Annotated in this window: 14 protein-coding genes; 2 read left to right on the forward strand and 12 right to left on the reverse strand. The window is 34.8% G+C overall.

Annotation, left to right across the window (positions count from 1 at the left end):
* Positions 1–58: 58 nt before the first annotated feature.
* From IWX80_RS07940 to IWX80_RS07950, 3 genes are read right to left on the reverse strand one after another with little or no spacing between them, the layout of a single operon-like run.
* Positions 59–1090 (reverse strand): aminotransferase class I/II-fold pyridoxal phosphate-dependent enzyme, encoded by a 1032-nt coding sequence (locus IWX80_RS07940; RefSeq protein WP_196852970.1) that lies wholly within the window; start codon positions 1088–1090, stop codon positions 59–61.
* 6 nt (positions 1091–1096) lie between these two features.
* Positions 1097–2107 (reverse strand): dipeptide epimerase, encoded by a 1011-nt coding sequence (locus tag IWX80_RS07945; RefSeq protein ID WP_196852971.1) that lies wholly within the window; start codon positions 2105–2107, stop codon positions 1097–1099.
* 48 nt (positions 2108–2155) lie between these two features.
* Complete coding sequence (locus IWX80_RS07950; protein WP_196852972.1) at positions 2156–2974, reverse strand: alpha/beta hydrolase; 819 nt, start codon at positions 2972–2974, stop codon at positions 2156–2158.
* Between the two features lie 56 nt (positions 2975–3030).
* Between IWX80_RS07950 and IWX80_RS07955 the strand changes: the two genes are divergently transcribed.
* A complete protein-coding gene (locus tag IWX80_RS07955) occupies positions 3031–3432 on the forward strand; it encodes an excinuclease ABC subunit B (RefSeq protein ID WP_196852973.1) in 402 nt (133 codons plus the stop codon).
* Positions 3433–3483: 51 nt separating this feature from the next.
* Here the strand turns inward: IWX80_RS07955 and IWX80_RS07960 are convergent, their stop codons facing one another.
* The 6 genes from IWX80_RS07960 to rlmF all read right to left on the reverse strand — a co-directional run bounded on the left by IWX80_RS07960 (position 3484) and on the right by rlmF (position 13746).
* On the reverse strand, positions 3484–4710 hold the full coding sequence (locus tag IWX80_RS07960) for a hypothetical protein (protein ID WP_196852974.1): 1227 nt from the start codon (positions 4708–4710) through the stop codon (positions 3484–3486).
* A gap of 161 nt (positions 4711–4871) precedes the next feature.
* Positions 4872–6863, reverse strand: coding sequence for an excinuclease ABC subunit UvrB (gene uvrB, locus IWX80_RS07965; protein WP_334682291.1), 1992 nt, complete (start codon positions 6861–6863; stop codon positions 4872–4874).
* A 126-nt stretch (positions 6864–6989) separates the two neighbouring features.
* Positions 6990–10397 (reverse strand): TonB-dependent receptor, encoded by a 3408-nt coding sequence (locus IWX80_RS07970; RefSeq protein ID WP_334682292.1) that lies wholly within the window; start codon positions 10395–10397, stop codon positions 6990–6992.
* Positions 10398–10559: 162 nt separating this feature from the next.
* The gene (locus IWX80_RS07975) at positions 10560–11702 is read right to left on the reverse strand and encodes a FecR family protein (RefSeq protein ID WP_334682293.1); all 1143 of its coding nucleotides are present in this window, start codon (positions 11700–11702) and stop codon (positions 10560–10562) included.
* A 54-nt stretch (positions 11703–11756) separates the two neighbouring features.
* Positions 11757–12368, reverse strand: coding sequence for an RNA polymerase sigma factor (locus tag IWX80_RS07980; protein WP_196852975.1), 612 nt, complete (start codon positions 12366–12368; stop codon positions 11757–11759).
* 406 nt (positions 12369–12774) lie between these two features.
* The gene (gene rlmF / locus IWX80_RS07985) at positions 12775–13746 is read right to left on the reverse strand and encodes a 23S rRNA (adenine(1618)-N(6))-methyltransferase RlmF (protein WP_196852976.1); all 972 of its coding nucleotides are present in this window, start codon (positions 13744–13746) and stop codon (positions 12775–12777) included.
* A 156-nt stretch (positions 13747–13902) separates the two neighbouring features.
* On the opposite strand from rlmF, the gene IWX80_RS07990 reads away from it, so the two are divergent.
* Positions 13903–14769, forward strand: a complete 867-nt coding sequence (locus IWX80_RS07990) for an alpha/beta fold hydrolase (protein WP_196852977.1) — start codon at positions 13903–13905, stop codon at positions 14767–14769.
* 4 nt (positions 14770–14773) lie between these two features.
* Here IWX80_RS07990 and IWX80_RS07995 read toward each other — a convergent pair whose 3' ends face one another.
* The 3 genes from IWX80_RS07995 to IWX80_RS08005 form a co-directional block, all read right to left on the reverse strand.
* Positions 14774–15436: a thiamine diphosphokinase gene (locus IWX80_RS07995; protein ID WP_196852978.1), complete on the reverse strand. Its 663-nt coding sequence runs from the start codon at positions 15434–15436 to the stop codon at positions 14774–14776.
* A gap of 214 nt (positions 15437–15650) precedes the next feature.
* The gene (locus IWX80_RS08000) at positions 15651–16472 is read right to left on the reverse strand and encodes a DUF4249 domain-containing protein (RefSeq protein ID WP_196852979.1); all 822 of its coding nucleotides are present in this window, start codon (positions 16470–16472) and stop codon (positions 15651–15653) included.
* 40 nt (positions 16473–16512) lie between these two features.
* Positions 16513–18894 (reverse strand): TonB-dependent receptor, encoded by a 2382-nt coding sequence (locus IWX80_RS08005; RefSeq protein WP_196852980.1) that lies wholly within the window; start codon positions 18892–18894, stop codon positions 16513–16515.
* Positions 18895–18994: the final 100 nt, after the last annotated feature.

An 18994-nucleotide genomic window follows, 5' to 3' on the forward strand; every position in this document is an offset into this window, starting at 1 on the left:
CATATTCTAATTTTTTACAAAGGTACGGTTTAAAAGCAATTGGACCACAATTTTAGATTCAGAATTGGTTTTGGTTCAGAAGTTGAATTATAGTATCCAAATCTTCTTTTTTGTGATTAGCAGTAATTACAATTCTGTTTAAATCTTTAGTGTCCGTTGGATATTTAAAATTGGTTACAATAATTTTATTTGCCGTGAAAATTTCATTTATTCCTTCGACTTTCGGATAAATGAGCGGATATTCAGGATCAAAAAGGACTGCTTTATTTGTAATTAAACGAGTATTAATGTAGTTCAAATTATCTTTTAATTTTTTATGCTGTTGCAAATAAATTACTGTAGCATCAGCCATGGTTTGAACAAATGCGGCATTCATACCAGCACTGGAAACAAAAGTATCGTGAGTTGCAATCTGATTAATAAATTCGGAATCGCTGGCAATTACGCCACCCGTCAACCCAAAGGCTTTGCCCAAAGAGGACACCATAATTTTTCTTTTAATAGTAGGAAGATTGATTGTCGAATAAATTCCGCAACCATTTGTACCCAAAATTCCAAGCGAATGTGATTCGTCAATAACCAAAGTAATTTCTTTATGAGAGGGAATCGAATTTAGAATCGTAAGATCAATTGGCTGTACATAAAATGATGGAACCGAATCCGTAAGAATCGTAATTTTTTCAGTTCTATTATCCAACAAACGCGGATTTAATTTATTTCCAATAAAAAAAGGAAGACTGTTTTGTGCTTTGATGGCGGTATGCGTATCCGGAAAGTGAAAAAATAAATCGGTTTCTTGTATTAGAATTTCAACAACTAATTTCCCTGCCAACATTCCTGAAGAAAGGGTAAGAGCTGCATCTGCGTTGATGAAATCGGCTAAAAATCGTTCTCCATTTTCGTAGGCATTTAGTTTAATATTGGCACTTCTGGAACTTCCATAAGCTGTTCCCCAGTTCAAAATATTTTTAATAATTAGGTTTTGAAATTCGGGATGCGTTGGCAAACCCAAATAAGCCGTTCCTCCAAAATAAAGATACTCTTCATTGTCGATTTCAATTGTTCGATCCGGAAATTGGTTGACTTTCATTTAAAATTAAATTAAAGTTACACCGGTTCCGTTTAAGTCAGAATAGGTTATTTTTCCAAAATCGATTGTCACTCCTGTGGCAATATCTTCAGCCAAAAGCAATGCGCCGTCCATATCTACATAATCCAGTTGTGGCAATAAATGCGCAATGGCTGATATTCCAACCGTTGATTCGGTCATGCAACCCACCATCGTTTTTAATCCTAATTTCTTGGCTTCCTGGATCATTCGTCTTCCGGGCGTCAGTCCGCCACATTTTACTAATTTGACATTTACACCATGAAAATGTTTATGACATTTTGCTACATCTTCTTCTATAATACAACTTTCGTCAGCGATAATCGGTAAAACCGAATGTTTAAAAACTTCCTTGTGTCCTTCCCAATTGTCAGCTTTCATGGGTTGCTCCAAGAATTCTACACCTAATTTTTTCAATTCCACAGCATTATTTATGGTTTCTTCAACGCCCCAACCGCAATTGGCGTCGATTCTAAAAATGGCATCGGTATGTTTCCGAAGTTCTTTGACAATGGCAATATCTTCTTTGGTTCCCAATTTTATTTTATAAATCGGCCAAGGCAACTCCTTCATTTTAGCAACCATTTTTTCGATGGATGCAATTCCAATCGTGTAATCTGTCAATGGATTTTTGTCGGTGGCATAATTCCACAATTCGTATAATTTTTTTCCTTTTTTACGCGCAAATAAATCATTGTATGCCATATCCAAAGCGCATAAGGCAAACATGTCGTGTTTTAAATACGAATGGATTTTTGACCAAAATTCTTCGGGAGTTTCATCTGTAGTGTTTTCGATAATGCTTCGAATTTTTTCTAAATCCTGCATCATTACCGGAACAGTTGTTCTGTAATACGGATTGGAAGTTGCTTCGCCAAAACCGGAATAACCATCACTTTTTAATTCCACAATCAAAGAAGGCTGAAAGTCAATCGATTCTCTTGAAATTGTAAATGTATGTTTTAATTTGAGGTTGTATTCTCTTAAGATTAGTTCCATTTGGGGTTTAATTTTACTATTTGTTGTATTTATTTGAAGTAGGATTTTTTAGAAACCAAGCCATAAAATTGCATCGACAAAACCGTCGCGCCATAGTTTTTCATTGTGTTTTCCGTCTTTTACAATTGTTTTTTTATTTAAATTGAGGCAGTAACATCGATTAGAATTTAGTAAATATTCCATTTTGGTCAAATCTGCAACCATATCGTCACTTTCTGCATCTCCACACAGGAAATAGATTTTAGATTTTATCTTTTTAGAGTTTTCAGTTAAATTATATATGTCTTTGGTAAACCAAAAAGAAGGCGAAAAAACACCTGCTTTTCCAAATACTTTCGGATATTTTAAAATGGCATAATATGAATTAAGACCACCAAGGGAACTTCCCATGATGATAGTATTTTTCTTTTTGGTTTTTGTTCGATAGGTTTTGTTGATGTGTGGTTTTAATGTTTTCACGATAAATTCTAAATAGCTATCTGCTTTTCCGCCACCGTATTTTTCATTTTTAAAAGGCGTTAATTCATCGATTCGTTTTTCGTTTCCATGTTCGATTCCCACTACAATAACTTGTGCTTTTAGGCTGTCCAGTTTTTCATCGACATTCCATTCTCCCGAATAGGATGTTTTAGCATCAAACAAATTTTGCGCATCGTGCATATAAATTACGGAAAATTTCTTTTTTGAAGTTAAATAATTTTCGGGCAAATAAATCCAAATTTTCTTTGTGGTTTGAAGCTGTGGCGCTTCAATAGTAAATGTGGAAACTTGTTTGGAAGCAGTACTTTTCTTTGTCTCTTCGCCTTGAGCAGTAATTTTTAGTATAGTAAAAAAGAAGAGTAGGAGTAAGAACTTTAGTCGATTCATTATTAGTTTTTGTGTTTTGATTTAAAAACAATATTTTAGCTAAAAATAATAATTAGATGAATACTTTCGAAGAAAAAAGGAGTTTAGTTTTAGAGATGATTGCTTTTTCTACTGTTGATGGGCATTTGCATAAAAGAGAATATGAATTTTTGGCAATTGTAGCGAATGAGCTGGGTTTCGAGATGAATGTTTTTAAAGATTTATTTCATCAGGAACTCCCAAAAATTCCGATTAAATCTGAGTTTTTACGTATTCAACAATTTTACAGATTGGCTTTGTTGATGTATAGTGACGGACTTTTACATCAAAAAGAATCAGTTGCAATCCAACAAATAGCACTTGAAATGGGACTTAATCCCTTAGCTACAAAACGAATTCTTAAGTTGATGAATGAAGCACCAAATGCAATTATTGATGCTGAAATTTTATTAAATGTTTTTCAGGAGCAACATAATTAATTAGGTTTTTTGAGGAATTTATTTGTGAATTTTCTATTTTTACTGATGTAGTTACCTTTTAAAAGACATTTTTACTCCAAAACTAGTTTGTAAATCAGGAGCATTATCCAAACGTAAATCTTCTCGTAATGATATGTAATAGGAAAATTGTTTAACGGAGTAGGTGCAAATAAAACTCCAGCCTTCTAAACTTTCATACAAGTGTGAAAAAGTTTGTTGCCAATGCGTTTTAATTCTCTCTCCAGTTAAAATGATATGGTCAAAATCTTTCTTCTTGTTGTATGATGTTTGAAAAGCATAATTGATTCCGTACGAAATCGAATTATTGTTGCTGAGTTTTCTTTTGTAATCAATAAGTCCATCAAAACTGTACAGAAAAGTTTGATTGCTTATGTTTACTCTGTCGCCAAACTGAATAAATCGTTGTCTCAATGCGCCGGCACTTACGCCAATACTTAAAATATTTTTGTCTCTCACAACAATTTTTTTTATTGCCGATGAAGAAATTCCGATGTCAGCCACTGGATTATATCTCGAAATATTGATTCCTAAATGAGTTCCAAAATTCAAGTATATTTTGTGGCTTTTGTTCATTTCTAATTGCGGATAGTAAAAATAATTTATCTCTATCCCCGGTATTCTGAAGTCTCCATTATTCATTGTAATAACGCTATTGTTTTCATCTCGATAAGAAATTTTTGCTTTGTTCAAACCATAATATCTTCTTGAGAAAGGATCTTCCCCTCCAGCAATATTACTGTGGAACCACTCAATAGATTCATCAGACGTAAAGACTGAAAAGGGATATTTTCCTTTGTCTAATGAATATGCACGAACGCCGAAATTAAATTCATGATGCGCAGTTAAAGGTAAGGAAAACGTGAATTTGTAAGATCGGATCACTCCATCGGCGATGAATTCTTTGGTTTGGGCAGGAACAGTATTAAGGTCAAATTTAAATTCTCGGTCATGCCAAGGAAAACTCGCAGCAAATTCCCGATCTGTTGGGTTTGTTAACTCGTATGATTTTACATAAGGCAACATCACATTTCCACTTGAAATGTCTAATGAAAAGGAAAATTTCTCAGGAGAGCGAACTTTGAAATTATGGTTTATTCGCGAAATGTACATTCCCAGCGGGTGATTGGACAGTAGATTTGGTTTTATGATATCGGAATTTTTTTCTATTTCAATCGTCATTATATCCTCGTTTGAAGATTGCGCTGAGGCAAATGAAATTAGTCCGAATAAAACAAAAATGAGTAAGCGATATTTCATTTGAATGGATGGATTTTCAGGAAACAATCAGAAAATAATTACACTCAAATTTAAAGAACTTTACTTGATTTAAAAGTTTTTAGACAAAAAAAATGGATTCAAAAGTCATTTAAAATCAAAAAATATTTTGTGTTGACTTGAAGATTTCATTTAAAAAAAAATTAGTTCAGTTGTCCCTGTAGTCGTTTAATTTCATCACGTAATTTTGCAGCTTGCATAAAATCCAATTCTTTTGCCGCTTTCTCCATTGATTTACGTTTTTCCCGAATGAGTTTCTCAATTTCAGGTTTTGGCAAATACAGGTTTTCAGGTTCTGCAGCAGTGTCTAAGGTTAGGCCTAACTCATAATCGGCTAAAGGATTTTTAGTAAAGGCACTTTCAATTTTTTTATTTAAAGCCTGAGGCACGAGATTATTTGCAGTGTTGTAATTGATTTGCTTGGTTCTGCGATAATTCGTTTCGTCGATGGTTTTTTGCATGCTAGCCGTAATTTTATCAGCATACATAATTGCCTTCCCATTCAGGTTTCTTGCTGCACGACCAATTGTTTGCGTAAGCGAACGATGGCTTCGTAAAAAACCTTCTTTGTCAGCATCTAGAATGGCTACCAAAGAAACTTCGGGTAAATCCAAACCTTCACGAAGTAAATTGACACCAATCAACACATCAAAAATTCCTTTTCGCAAATCTTGCATGATTTCTATTCGTTCCAAAGTATCTACTTCAGAGTGGATATAACGACAACGAATATTAACTTTGGTTAAATATTTAGCTAGTTCTTCCGCCATTCTTTTGGTTAAAGTTGTCACTAAAACACGTTCGTCAATTTCTGCTCGAACTTGAATTTCTTCAATTAAATCATCAATTTGATTTAAACTTGGTCGGATTTCAATGATAGGATCCAATAATCCTGTTGGACGAATCACTTGTTCCACAACAACGCCTTCGGTTTTTTGTAATTCGTAATCCGCTGGTGTTGCCGAAACATAAATTACCTGATTCTGCATGGCTTCAAATTCTTCAAACTTTAAAGGACGGTTGTCCATTGCAGCGGGAAGTCGGAAACCATATTCCACTAAATTTTCTTTACGGCTCCGGTCTCCGCCATACATCGCACTAACCTGTGAAAGTGTTACGTGACTTTCGTCTACTACCATCAAGTAATCTTTTGGGAAATAATCCAGTAAACAGAAAGGTCTCGTGCCAGGTAAACGACCATCCAGATAACGGGAATAATTTTCAATTCCGGAGCAATAACCAAGTTCACGAATCATCTCCAAATCAAAATTGGTTCGTTCTTCCAGTCGTTTTGCTTCGAGATGTTTTCCAATTTCCTTGAAATAATCGACTTGTTTTACTAAATCCTGTTGGATTTCCCAAATGGCACCTTGCAAGACATCTGGCGAAGTCACAAACATATTGGCCGGATAAATGGTCAGCTTATCAAATTTTTCAAGAACCTGAGAATTCTTGGTGTCAAAACTTTCAATTTCTTCAATTTCGTCACCAAAGAAATGAACTCTGTAGGCTTCATCCGCATAACTTGGATACACATCTACAGTATCACCTTTTATCCTGAAACTTCCTGGATTAAAATCGGCTTCCGTTCTGGAATATAAACTTTGTACCAATTGATTCAGTAATTTGGTACGAGAAATAATTTGTCCTTTTTCAATTGGAATCAAATTTTTCTGAAATTCTATTGGATTTCCAATACCGTACAAACACGAAACTGACGCCACAACTAAAATATCTCTTCGTCCTGAAAGTAATGAGGCAGTGGTTGACATTCGCATTTTTTCCAGTTCTTCATTGATGGATAAATCCTTTTCAATGAAAACGCCAGTTACTGGCATAAACGCTTCGGGCTGGTAATAATCGTAGTACGAAACAAAATATTCCACGGCATTATTCGGGAAAAACTGCTTGAATTCCGAGTATAATTGTGCTGCTAACGTTTTGTTGTGTGCCAAAACTAAGGTTGGTCTTTGTACTTCCTGAATCACATTGGCCACCGTAAATGTTTTTCCGGATCCGGTAACTCCTAATAAAGTTTGGAATTTATCACCATCAATAATCCCTTGAGTCAATTTTTCAATTGCTTGTGGTTGGTCGCCTTTCGGCTGGTAATCGGATACTACTTGAAAATTCATTTGTATTAAGGGGCAAAGATTTAGAGTTGCAAAGGTACAACGTTTGGATTCTTTTTTTTCTAAAGTTTAAGCCAAAAAAAACCATCCTGTTTTAGCAGGATGGTTCTATCATAAATAAAATATTTCTTAGAAACTGAAGCTTAATCGAGCAAAAACGAAACGACCGTTTTGACCAAATTGTGATACGTTTCTGGAGTAAACAAATTGATTTGCATTTGACAAATCGATTGTAGCTGGAGCAGCTGTGTAATCAATAGCCCCAGAAACTAATCTAGGTCTGATTGCAGTTTGTGTTCCAAGATTTGCATCAGGATAAATATCAAAAATATTATTGGCACCAATAACAATTTTGGCAGCTTCGGTAATTTTGAAACCTACGGATAAATCAGTTATAATTTTTGCTCCCCAAATTGGATGCTCAATTTCTACGGCTTGACCATTTACGATAATACCTTCAACTCTTCCGTCTCCATTTACATCAGCTGTATTTGGGTCTGTAACTTTACCAAAATAAACATTTCTCAAGAAGAAATCGAATTTTTTATATGTTACAGAATTGGTTAAATTAGCTTTTACTCTTGGAATTGCTTCTTGCAAATATACTCTACTAGCTTCAGAATAATATCTGTTGATTTGACCTGCAGCTTCTAATACTGGTGAAGCTTTAATTTCTCCTACTCGGTAAGTATTAGAAAAAGTTCCTGATAAATCAGTTTTTAAAGATACGTTGTTTCCAAAACTTGTTTTATGACTTATTACAACATCAATTCCTTTTGATTCTGTGTTAATTGCATTTGCAAAGAACGTAGCTGCAGTAGCGCCGGCTTCATCAAATAATTCATTCAAAATTGCATTTGGAGTTCCTGCTGCAGGAGTTCCGCCAGGTCTTGAAAATTGATCCGTAAGTACCACTCTGTCGTCAATTTGTACAATATAAGCATCAGCAGTTAAGGTTAAATTAGCCGTTGGAATTTTAGCGGTAAACCCAATACTTGCACTTTTAGATTCTTCTTGTTTCAATTTAGGAATTCCTAATAATTGTGCCGCTTGCGAATCATTACTGAAAGTTCCAACTTCAAACGGTACACCACCTACAAATTGTGTAGCGGTCGAATTGAAATAGATCTGATGTAATGATGGCGCTCTAAATCCAGTTGAAACTGCACCACGTAAGTTGATATTATCCGTTATTTTATAACGGGAAGCTATTTTAAAATTAGTTGTGTTTCCAAAATCAGAATAGTTCTCAAAACGAACAGCTCCGTTTACTAACCATTTATCTGTAACGTCTAATTCTAAATCTGTATAAATTGCTACACTGTTACGATCTTTGTCAATTGCATTTGCAGGTCTGAAACCTGGAAAAACTTGTGAGCCATTTGGTCTTGCTGCACCATAAAAATCAGTAACTTTTATGTTTGTTGGAGTTGTTGCGGTAACTACACCGCCGTTGATATCATATAAATTGTATGATTCCGGTTGACCTGCATTGATAGAGAAGTTCTCATGACGGTATTCTGCGCCAAAAGCAACGTTCAAACCTTCTAAAACATCAAATTTTCTGTTCATGTCAAAGTTTGTTGTGTTTTGGGCGAAAGCCAAACCACCAGCGTCAAATTCAGTAGGAGAATTTTCTCTTAAGGAAGCATTTACTGTATTTTCAACTCCATAATCAAAAGCATTTCTTCCAAAAGTATTACTTAAATCAAAATTCCAGTTTTCGAATAACATACCTCTTAAACCTGCTGCCACAGAGACATCGTTGATTGTAGAATGTATTTCCGGTAAAAATCCGTTTGGATATAATCCTGTATATGATCTGGCTTGATTTGGTCTTCTGTAGAAACCTGCAGCTTCTCCTTCTCTGAAACTTGTTCCCCCGAAGGCATACGCTTCTAGTTTGTCATTTATTGGGTATGCAGCATTCAAGAAGAATTGGGCACTTTGTAACGAAGATTGTCCCACTCTCATGTTGAAATTTTTTCTTTCAAGACTTCTATATGCTAATTCGCCTGCTGTAGCATCAAAATTTAATGCTGTTTGCATTTGAGAAATAGTAGTGGCGCCAAGTATTGCAGTTTGCTGTGCACCTGTGAAATAAGATACACCTGGAGCATACTGTTTTATTGTAGTAAGTATTTGAGCCGTATTTGGAGTATTTGTAATATTTCCAAAAAGTGCATTGATGTTAGTTCCTGCCTCAGCCGCTCTTTGTTCTACTGCATTGTAGGCATTAAATAAAGTTCCTGTAACTTCTTTTGCTCTGCTGGTTGCATCTCTAAGTTGGAAGCTAGCGGTTGCGTTGATAAAACTTTTTTCTTTACCAAGGCTTGTTCCGTAGTTTAAATCCAATTGGTAATTTCCACCATCAAAACCGCCATCATGGTCGTTAGCGCCTTTTGAAAGATTTCCTCCACCAAAAATATTAACGTCTAATTTATTCGTGTTTTTCTTAACATTAATATTAATAACTCCTGCAATGGCATCTGAACCATATTGCGCAGAAGCTCCGTCTCTCAAGACTTCGATTTTTTCGATTGCAAAAGCAGGAATAGCATTTAAGTCTGTTCCTACTGATCCTCTACCCGGAGATCCGTTAATATTTACCAATGAAGAAGTATGTCTTCTTTTTCCATTTATTAAAACCAATACTTGATCCGGTCCTAAACCTCTTAATTGCGCTGGGTCAATGTGATCCGTTCCATCAGCAACTGTTTGCGTATTTGAGGTAAACGATGGGGCAACCATGTTTAAAATCTGATTTAAGTTAACTTGTGCTCCCTGAGAAGCAATTTCTTTCATAGAAATTACATCAATTGGTACAGCAGATTCAGTTACTGTTCTGGTTGGATTACGGGAACCAATTACGACAACATCTTGAAGTGTTTCACCACTTCCCGTTAAAGTAACATTTAATGTTGTTCCGGTTACAGTCACCGATTTCGTTTCTAATCCAACATAAGAAAATTGTAAAACATCTCCAATTTCAGCACTTATGCTATAAGTTCCATCGATATCAGTGGTGGTGCCTTTTGTAGTTCCTTTTACAAGAATCGTTACGCCAGGTAAAGATTCTCCTTTTTCATCCACAACGCGACCTTTGATTATTTCAGCAATCGTATTTTGATTTAATGTAGAGAAAAAATCTCCATTCATTCCTGTTGTTGCAATACCGTCTTTTTGTAAAATAATTTGGTTACTTACTTCGGTATAATTCATTTTTAATGGTTTCAAAATGCGAGTCAATACACTTGATAATGCTTCATTATTAGCATAGACACTCACTTTTTGATTCAATTGTGACATTCTCGAATTATACGAAAACTTCACATGTGCCAATTTTTCAAGTTTTGACAACGCAGTATCTAAGTTCAAATCGGTCACGGTAATAGTTACCTTTGTGTCCAGTTTTTTTTGACCTCTGATGTTATTTGCAAAAGTTACACTTGAAAAGACAAGGGCTAAGACAAATTGAAATAAGGTTATTTTCATAATTCGAATTAGTAGTCGTTGTTTAAGGACGGTTTTTTTCATAGTTTTGGACGGTTTTTATTAATATTCGTTAGTTAGGGTATTGGTTGAACACTGCAATTGCTCTTTACAGAGAGCGGATTGATTTTATTTAAGGCGTCGAGAATGTTACAGCATTTTCGGCGCTTTTTTCATTATATATTTTTATTCATAGGCAAGTTACTATTAATTACATCCATCGGATATAATACTAATTTGGTTACCATTCATTTCATAACTCGTATTGTTTCCAAGGCTTTTGCAAATAATTTTAAGCTTTTCAGGCAAAGGTTGATCCGTTAAAGATGTTGTAAGATAGCAGTCTTTTAATTTGGCATGTGGAAAATCAATTTTAACTAAATAGGCTTGTTCAATTGTTTTAAAAATTTGTGCCACAGGAATATCTGTAAATTCAAATCCTAATTGCTCAATATTACTCGTAGAATTAATTAATGACTCATCTTGTGTAATATCAGTAATCTTATTAAAACTTAAGTTTTTTCGAACGAATCGCAAGGCTTGATTCGGTAATAAAATAATCAGTTGGTCTTTTGGATTTGAGATTAATTCATTAGATCTTACTTTTACTTTTCCAGTCCGAACTACCACTTCTACATTTGGCTGATTAGCGTATGCTTTTATTTTAAAACTGGTTCCTACTACTTTAGTAACAATTTCATTCGCAAAGACAAAAAACGGTTTTTTAGGATCTTTACTGATTTCGAAAAAACCTTCACCGGAGAGGTACACTTTTCTTTCATTGCCCATAAATATTTTAGGATAACTTAATTTACTGTTGGGTTGCAATAAAACCGAACTTCCATCCGATAATGTTATGATTTGTGGTTTGTCTGAATTGTTAGTTTGTTCAACCAAGCCTTCCTCATTTTCATTGATCAATTCACTATAAGTCAGTGCCGAGTTTTGAGAAGTGTTACTTTGATTGTACAACCAGCCGGATAAAAGACTTATAATCAAAACGGCAGCAACTCCGTTAAACCATCTTTTTCTCAAAAGTCTAAGAACTGGTTTCTCTTTTTTATTTTCTTCTGTTCTTTCAATTTTTTCCCAAGTAGCTTCCAAAGCATGTTGAATGTCATCTGTAGCTAAATCATCATTAGGAACTTTCATTGCTAACAACCATAATCTGGCTTCTTCAACCAATTTAGCACGACTGGAATTCTCTAAAGTCCATTCTTCCCAGTGTTGTTGGTCGTCTTTGAAACACACCCATAATCGGAATGATTCATCAGCTAAAAAGTGTTCTATCTCGGAATAATTATTTCGGTGTTGCATCAAAAAATGGGTTACAATTATATAGAGGACCATTTTTTTACTTGATACTCACTAAATAGTATATTTTTTTGAATTTATTTTTTAAAGCTAAAATGCGAATGAAGTCAGCATTAAAATAAACAAGATATTTCCTTTCCAATCTTTGCGTAAGCTTAACAAAGCGCGGTGCAAAAGATTGTTTGCTGATTGATAATTAATATCCAATGTATCAGCAATTTGGTCCACGGTAAGTTCTTGCGTGTAGCGAAGATATAAAGCTTCTTTTTGTCGAGAAGGCAAATCATTAATCAGATGATTTAGATGTGACACTTTCGAAGCTGTCGTTTCATCAGAGATAAGGTCATGCTCAATTGAAAAATCAAATAAAAATTCAACTGTATCTATTGAACTGCTTAGTCGAAAAATACGATCCCGTTCTTGTGATCTGGTAATTCGCTTGCGAACACAGGCTAATAAATAGGCTTTTACAACCACTTTATCACTCAATTTGTCTCTGTAAATCCATAGATCTGTAAAAACGTCTTGAACACAGTCTTGTACTTTTTCATGAAAAGGAAGAAAGGAATTTCCATAACGGACTAAATGAGAATAATGTCTTTTAAAAAGTATTGAAAAAGCATTTTCATTCCCTTCTTTCAGGCTGTTCCAAAGTGTGGAATCATCAAGTATTTCGGTATGTAACAGTTGCTTTTCTACCATTTAGTTTGAATTAAATCACTGATTTTAAACGCAAAAAATAATCTGAAAAAGAATAATTAATTTGGTTTTTTGGGTTTAAATAATACGATTTTTAGTTACTTTATTAATGCATCGTAAAAAGAAATTTCTTTATAATTATTTAAAGATTTCTTTACCAAATTTACGTAAAATTATGTTAAAATTCATTTTTACTCTTAAAAGTATGAAGAAATACAACTATTTATGAATAGTTGTATTTTTTTTTCGGTAAAATAAATTTATGGAAGTTTAATTATTGATTTAATAATAGAAGTTTTTTTAAGGTCTTCATTTTAAATGCATAAAAGGAAAAAGTATAGGTACAGATTGATTTTCCCGACTATCAATAATGATTTTCGGGATTGAATAATTAAATGAATAGGAGTTTTTATTCGAACTTCCAGGCCTTTTGTTGAGCTTCACTCAGGAAAGTCCAAGCTACAATTCGGCTTGTTTTTTGGCCTTGAGCCATATCAATCGTTTTAATTTCGACCGCACTAACTTTGTTTAGTGTTTTGTAAAGACTGGAAAGATTTTCCTTTTTAGAAACTAAAGTGGTGAACCATAAACACTGCATCGGATATTTTGCACTTTCGTAAATCATTTGGGTAACAAAACCTAATTCGCCGCCTTCACACCATAGTTCAGCATTATGACCACCAAAATTTAAAACAGGTTTAGTTACTTTGCTCGTGGCGCTTCGAGATTCTAAATTATTGATTTTTCGAACCGTACTTTTCGTAGCTTCATCTTGTGAGGCATGAAAAGGAGGATTGCAAATAGTGAATGTAAATTTATCTTCGGGAGTAATTATATTTTTAAAAATAAAACGCGATTCCGTTTGCTGTTGTAAACTGATGAAATCAATCAGTTTTGGGTTTTCTTCAATGATGGCGCTACAGTTTTCAATTGCTTTTACGTCAATATCGGTTCCTACAAAACTCCATCCGTACGCTGAATTACCAATTATAGGATAAATGCAATTCGCACCTACACCAATATCTAAACCTTGAACAGTTTCGCCTTCAGGAATGATTCCGTTGTTGTTTGAAGCTAATAAATCAGCAATATAATGAATGTAATCCGCTCTTCCGGGAATGGGCGGGCAAAGATAATTTTTAGGAATATCCCAGTTTTGTATGTCATAATGGGATAGTAACAAAGCTTTGTTAAGCGACTTTACTGCATCGGGATTACTAAAATCAATGGTTTCTTCCGAAGCGTCTGGATTGTGCTTATTGGCAGAAACAAAAGGTTTTAATTCAGGAGATTTTTCTATTAATTGTTCAAAATTATATCCAAATCTATCCAGATTTCGTGGATGTAAATTAGTCTTTTCGGTAATCGTTTTCGCTTTCATTTTCTTTATTTCGATGCAAATATAGGCATAACTATTTTGTAAATAGTTAAAGACGTTTTAGACCTAATGAACAGATGAAAAATAAATCATAAAATTAGAATATTGCGTTTTTTTCGAACCATAAAAACGGTTACTTTTATAAAAAATACTATCAGAATGACTTTTATGCCCGCTTCATTTCATTTCAAAAAAAGATACATAGCTTACAGTTTGATGGTTTTGTATATTATAATGTGCCAATCTTGTATGACGATGCGATATTCGAATAAGGAAACTAAAAAATTTTTCGCTATCTCTAAAACAGAATTTCAGGATAAAACAATTGCTTTTGATGGTTATAAAATACATTATGTAGCTACTGGAAATGCGGAGAACCCGACTTTGTTTTTTGTGCATGGTTCACCTGGCAGTTGGAATGCTTTCAAGGAATACCTTCAGGATTCTTTATTGCTTAAAAAATACCGAATGATTGCTATTGACCGACCGGGTTTTGGATACAGTGATTTTGGCGATGCTCAAAATTTAAAAGTACAATCGCAAAGAATATCGGAGTTTATAAAAAAAATCGATAATAAAAAGCCGCTAATTTTGGTAGGACATTCTGTTGGTGGGCCAGTTGTAGCGCAATTAGCCGTTGATAATCCATCATGGTTCAAACGATTGGTGATACTGGCAGGATCATTAGACCCGAAAGCTGAAAACCCGGAAAAATGGAGAACGGTTATCAAAGTTTCGCCTTTACGATATTTAATTCCCGGAGCATTACGTCCTTCTAATGATGAGTTGTGGTGGCTGAAAAAGGATTTAGTCGATTTAGAGCCAGAGCTGAAAAACATTACTAGCGATGTTACGATTATTCATGGAACAAAAGATGCTTTGGTACCGTACAGTAATGTTGCCTTTATGCAAAAAATGTTTGTCAATGCTAAGTCACTGGATACAATAACGATCGAAAAAGCGAATCATTTTATTCCTTGGAGTCATTATGAGATTGTGAGAAACGCTTTGTTGAATATTCGATAAATACCTAATCCAAACATTCCATCATCAATAAATCGCCTTCATCATGTTCTATTGTTACGATTCCGTCTTTGATGACGTGATTGCTGCTTCCGGTTCTGTAACCAATAGTGAGACTATCATCTTTCAATGGATAAAATAAATTATCCGAATGAATTCCTGTCACGTGACCAATGGGAATTAATGAAATAGGAGTGTCCGCCGTATACCATTTTTCGAATTTCTTAGGCAAAAGAAATACCTTAGAGTGATCGTCCAGAATAACAATCTTCAATAGATTTCTATATCGTGTGATGTTCGTAAGATTGGTAATCGTATGATCGGCTCTGCGTCCGGTTGCCCAAACGACGTTTACGGCAGGAATTTTTCTTTCGATTAGATAGTCAAAAGCCTTCTCTAAATCAGTTTTATTTTGATCCGGTGTATGAATAATTTCGATTGGGTATTGAGATGTTTTATAAATTTCAGGATCAAATCCTCGGTCGAAATCTCCTAAGAGAACATCGACTTTGATGTCTAATTCCATAACACGCACCATAGCGGAATCTAATACAACAACAAGCGGTGACCATTCCAATAATTGACCCAATAGTTCTGGATTGCAGGAAGCGCCATTGGCAATGATTAAAGCAGGTTCTTGGTCGTCGCGAACGATATGGTGTGAAGACATGGTTTATTATAAATTATGAATTATGATGTAAAAGTAAATAAAAGTTCTCGTTTTATCCCTCACGTACTAGCCCAGATGGTAATGAAAACCAAAACAGGTTGTAAACTTTAGTTTTCCGACAGTAAAAGAGCGACCAAAGGAAGCTCCTTATACGGAGTGGAAAACTGTTTAGAACCTGTTTTCGGTTGTAGTGAACAGCTGGATTAGCTCCAAATTATTCAATAGTGTAACTTCTAACATCGACTTCGCTTAGGGAGAAATAGCCTAATGGATAATTTGCCGAATCAGTGGTATTGATGATATTTCCTCTTACGGTTGCTGGCGGTGATTGAAATGGTCCGCCGCCACTATTTCCTGCGATACTTACCAAAACACTCATGTAATTGTAGTATGCTTTTGAAATTCCGTAGTGCGTTACCTCAATTTTATCGTCTTTTTTTAACTCATCATTTTGAGAGATGCTGAAGAATTCGTTTCCGTTAAAAAACTCATCTTGATCTACATAAAAGTTTGATTTTACCTGGTTTGAATACACATATTTGTAAAGGTAATAATTGCTTTCACCCGCCGGATCTTGGTAAAATGTCTTAATTTCAATATCGGTTCCAGTGAAGCCGCCTTGATTGTTTTGAACAATTTTTGTGATTGGCGTAACGGGTTTCAATGTTTCGGTAGCAGTGTACGTATTACCATTGTTGATAACTGTCAGCGTATAAGTTTCGTTGATTACCGGTATAAAAGTAGCGCAAGTATATTCGCCGGTATTCGCAATTTCGGAAAAATTGAAAACTACATTAGCGCTGTTTTTTATTGAAACTGTCGCGCCGGAAACTTTTGGAATTTCGGTACTGTAAAATCCGGTTGTAGTAGTCAGTTTTATTTTCTGTTGGTTTCCGGTAGTTCCTTTTTTCCAATTGATAGCTGCTTCAATAACCAGTTTTGGTGCTGCATTATCTAAATCTACTTCGATAACATCTTCGCAACTTGCTGAGAAAATAGCGATGAAAAGTACCAGATATAGTGTTATTTTTTTCATGATTTTATTTTTTATTTTTTGCTCTTAATCGATGCTGCCATTAAAATTTAAAGTTATAACTCACTGCCGGAACTACACCAAAAATCGAAGTTTTTACAGCTTCATTGCTTCCGGTATCTGTATTTTGTCTGAAATTTATAGAAGCGGCATTTTTCCGATTGTACAAATTGTAAATACTGAAAACCCATTCGCCTTTCCACTGGCGGTCTTTGTTACTTTTTGGAGTCAATGTTGCGGCAATGTCGAGATGATGGTAAGCAGGAAGACGATTTTCGTTTCTTAATCCATAACTGGGAACATTGATTCCTAAGTAGTCATATTGTCCCACTGGATACGTTACCGGTTGTCCGGTTTGCAGCGCAAAATTAGCTCCGAAAGACCATTTCTCATTCAAATTATACGATGTAGTTATCGCAACATTGTGCAATTTATCATAAACGGAGTTGTACCATTGACCGTTGTTGATTCCACTTTCTATTGGTGTTCTTCCTGGAGTTTGTTGCTCGGATTTGGATATTGTATACGAAATCCAGCCGTTAAACTTTCCTTCGTTTTTTCGGAACATGATTTCTAAACCATACGATCGTAATTGGCCATTTAGGATTATTTGTTCAATGGCTTTATTGGCAATCAAATCAGCGCCGTCAATATAATCCAATCGGTTCTGAACTTCTTTGTAATACGTTTCTATTTCAAGAGAATACATATCGTCACTGAAGTTTTTAAAGTAACCTAGAACAACCTGATCAGCAATTTGAGGTTTAATAAAACTATCGCTTGGCGACCAGACATCAAGCGGAGTAGGCGATGAGGTGTTCGAAATCAGTTGTAAATACTGCACCATTCTGTTGTAACTCGCTTTTATGGATTGCTCGTCATTGATTTGGTAGGCCAATGAAAAACGCGGTTCCAAATAATTATAGCTTTGCATGACTTTATTTCTGTCGTAAAATTTGGTGCCTATTGGCGTTGCTTTTTCATAAATCTGTAACTCGGAATTGAATGTTACAGGATTATTGTCGGCATAAATATTCACGGTAGATTGTCCTAAACGGTAAAACATACTGTAACGAAGTCCGTAGGAAAGTGCTATTCTATCGGAGATTTCGTGATCAGCGTTGATGTAAAGTGCCGGTTCAAAAGCATATTTTTTATCCAATTGGTCAAAATTTATTCCGGAGTTCTCATCAGATGGTCTGATGGTTCCCGGATTAAACTCATAATATATTCCGTTTACACCGTAATTTAATTTGAATTTATCCGAAATATAGTTCTTGAAATCGTATTTAATATTGTAGTTTCTAATGCCGGAATCCCATTTGAAACCTACAAAATCCAAATCCAAACCGTAATAATAATCGCTGTAAATAAGTGATAAATTCGAAAATAATTTTTCAGAGAACAAGTGATTCCAACGCAAGTTTAAAGTAGCGTTTCCATAGATATTGGTAAAACTTTTATTCAGACTGAAAACGTCTCGACCAAAATAACCCGATAAATAAAGACTGTTGTTAGTATCCAATTTATAACTCAACTTGGTATTCAAATCATAAAAATAAGCCGAGTTGTTTTTTTGTTCTTCGGAAAGTTTTAGGAATAAATGCGCGTAGGAACTTCTACCGCCAATAAGGAACGATCCTTTGTCTTTTACCAATGGTCCTTCGGCCAAAATGCGGCTGGAAATCAATCCGATTCCTCCATTGACATGAAAGCCCTTGCTGTTACCGTCTTTTTGATAAATATCCAAAACAGAAGACGCTCTTCCGCCGTAGCGAGCTGGAATTCCGCCTTTATATAATTTTAAATCTTTGATAGCATCTGGATTAAAAACAGAGAAAAATCCAAAAACATGTGATGAATTAAAGATAGTTGCTTCGTCCAATAAAATTAAATTCTGATCCGCCCCGCCACCACGAACATTGAAACCTGAGGCGCCTTCGCCAGCATTTGTAACTCCTGGAAGTAATAAAATAGATTTTAAAACATCGACTTCACCCAGCACAACTGGCATTTTTTTGATAGCCGAAATGGAGAGTTTATTAACGCTCATTTCTGGTTTTTTGATATCAATTTTTGTTTTATTGTCAGTAATGATGACTTCTTGTAAAGCGGTTTCATTACTGAATAAATTAAAATTGTTTTTTATATTTTGGTTGAGAGATATTGATTCGGAAATGGTCAGATAACCCAAATAACTTATTTGAACGGTATAATTTCCTTTTGGTATTGTAATGGAGTAAAATCCATATTCATTGGTGGTTACGCCAGTTTTTAACTCTGGAATCACGACGTTGACACCTATTAAAGTTTCATTGCTGTTGGCGTCAATAATAGTTCCGCTTAGTGTAAATTTCTCTTGCCCGAAAGACGAGAGCGTGGACAGTAATACAACTAAAAAGGTAATAATTTTCTTTGGAGTCATTGTTTATATTTTATCGAAATGAAAAAACGCAAAGTACACTAAATTGAATAGCAATTGTAATATAACAACTGTTAAGGTATTGCTAATATAAAAAAAAGAC

Origin of the sequence: Flavobacterium sp. CAN_S2, from assembly GCF_015752255.1 — a bacterium.
Classification (GTDB): Bacteria; Bacteroidota; Bacteroidia; order Flavobacteriales; family Flavobacteriaceae; genus Flavobacterium.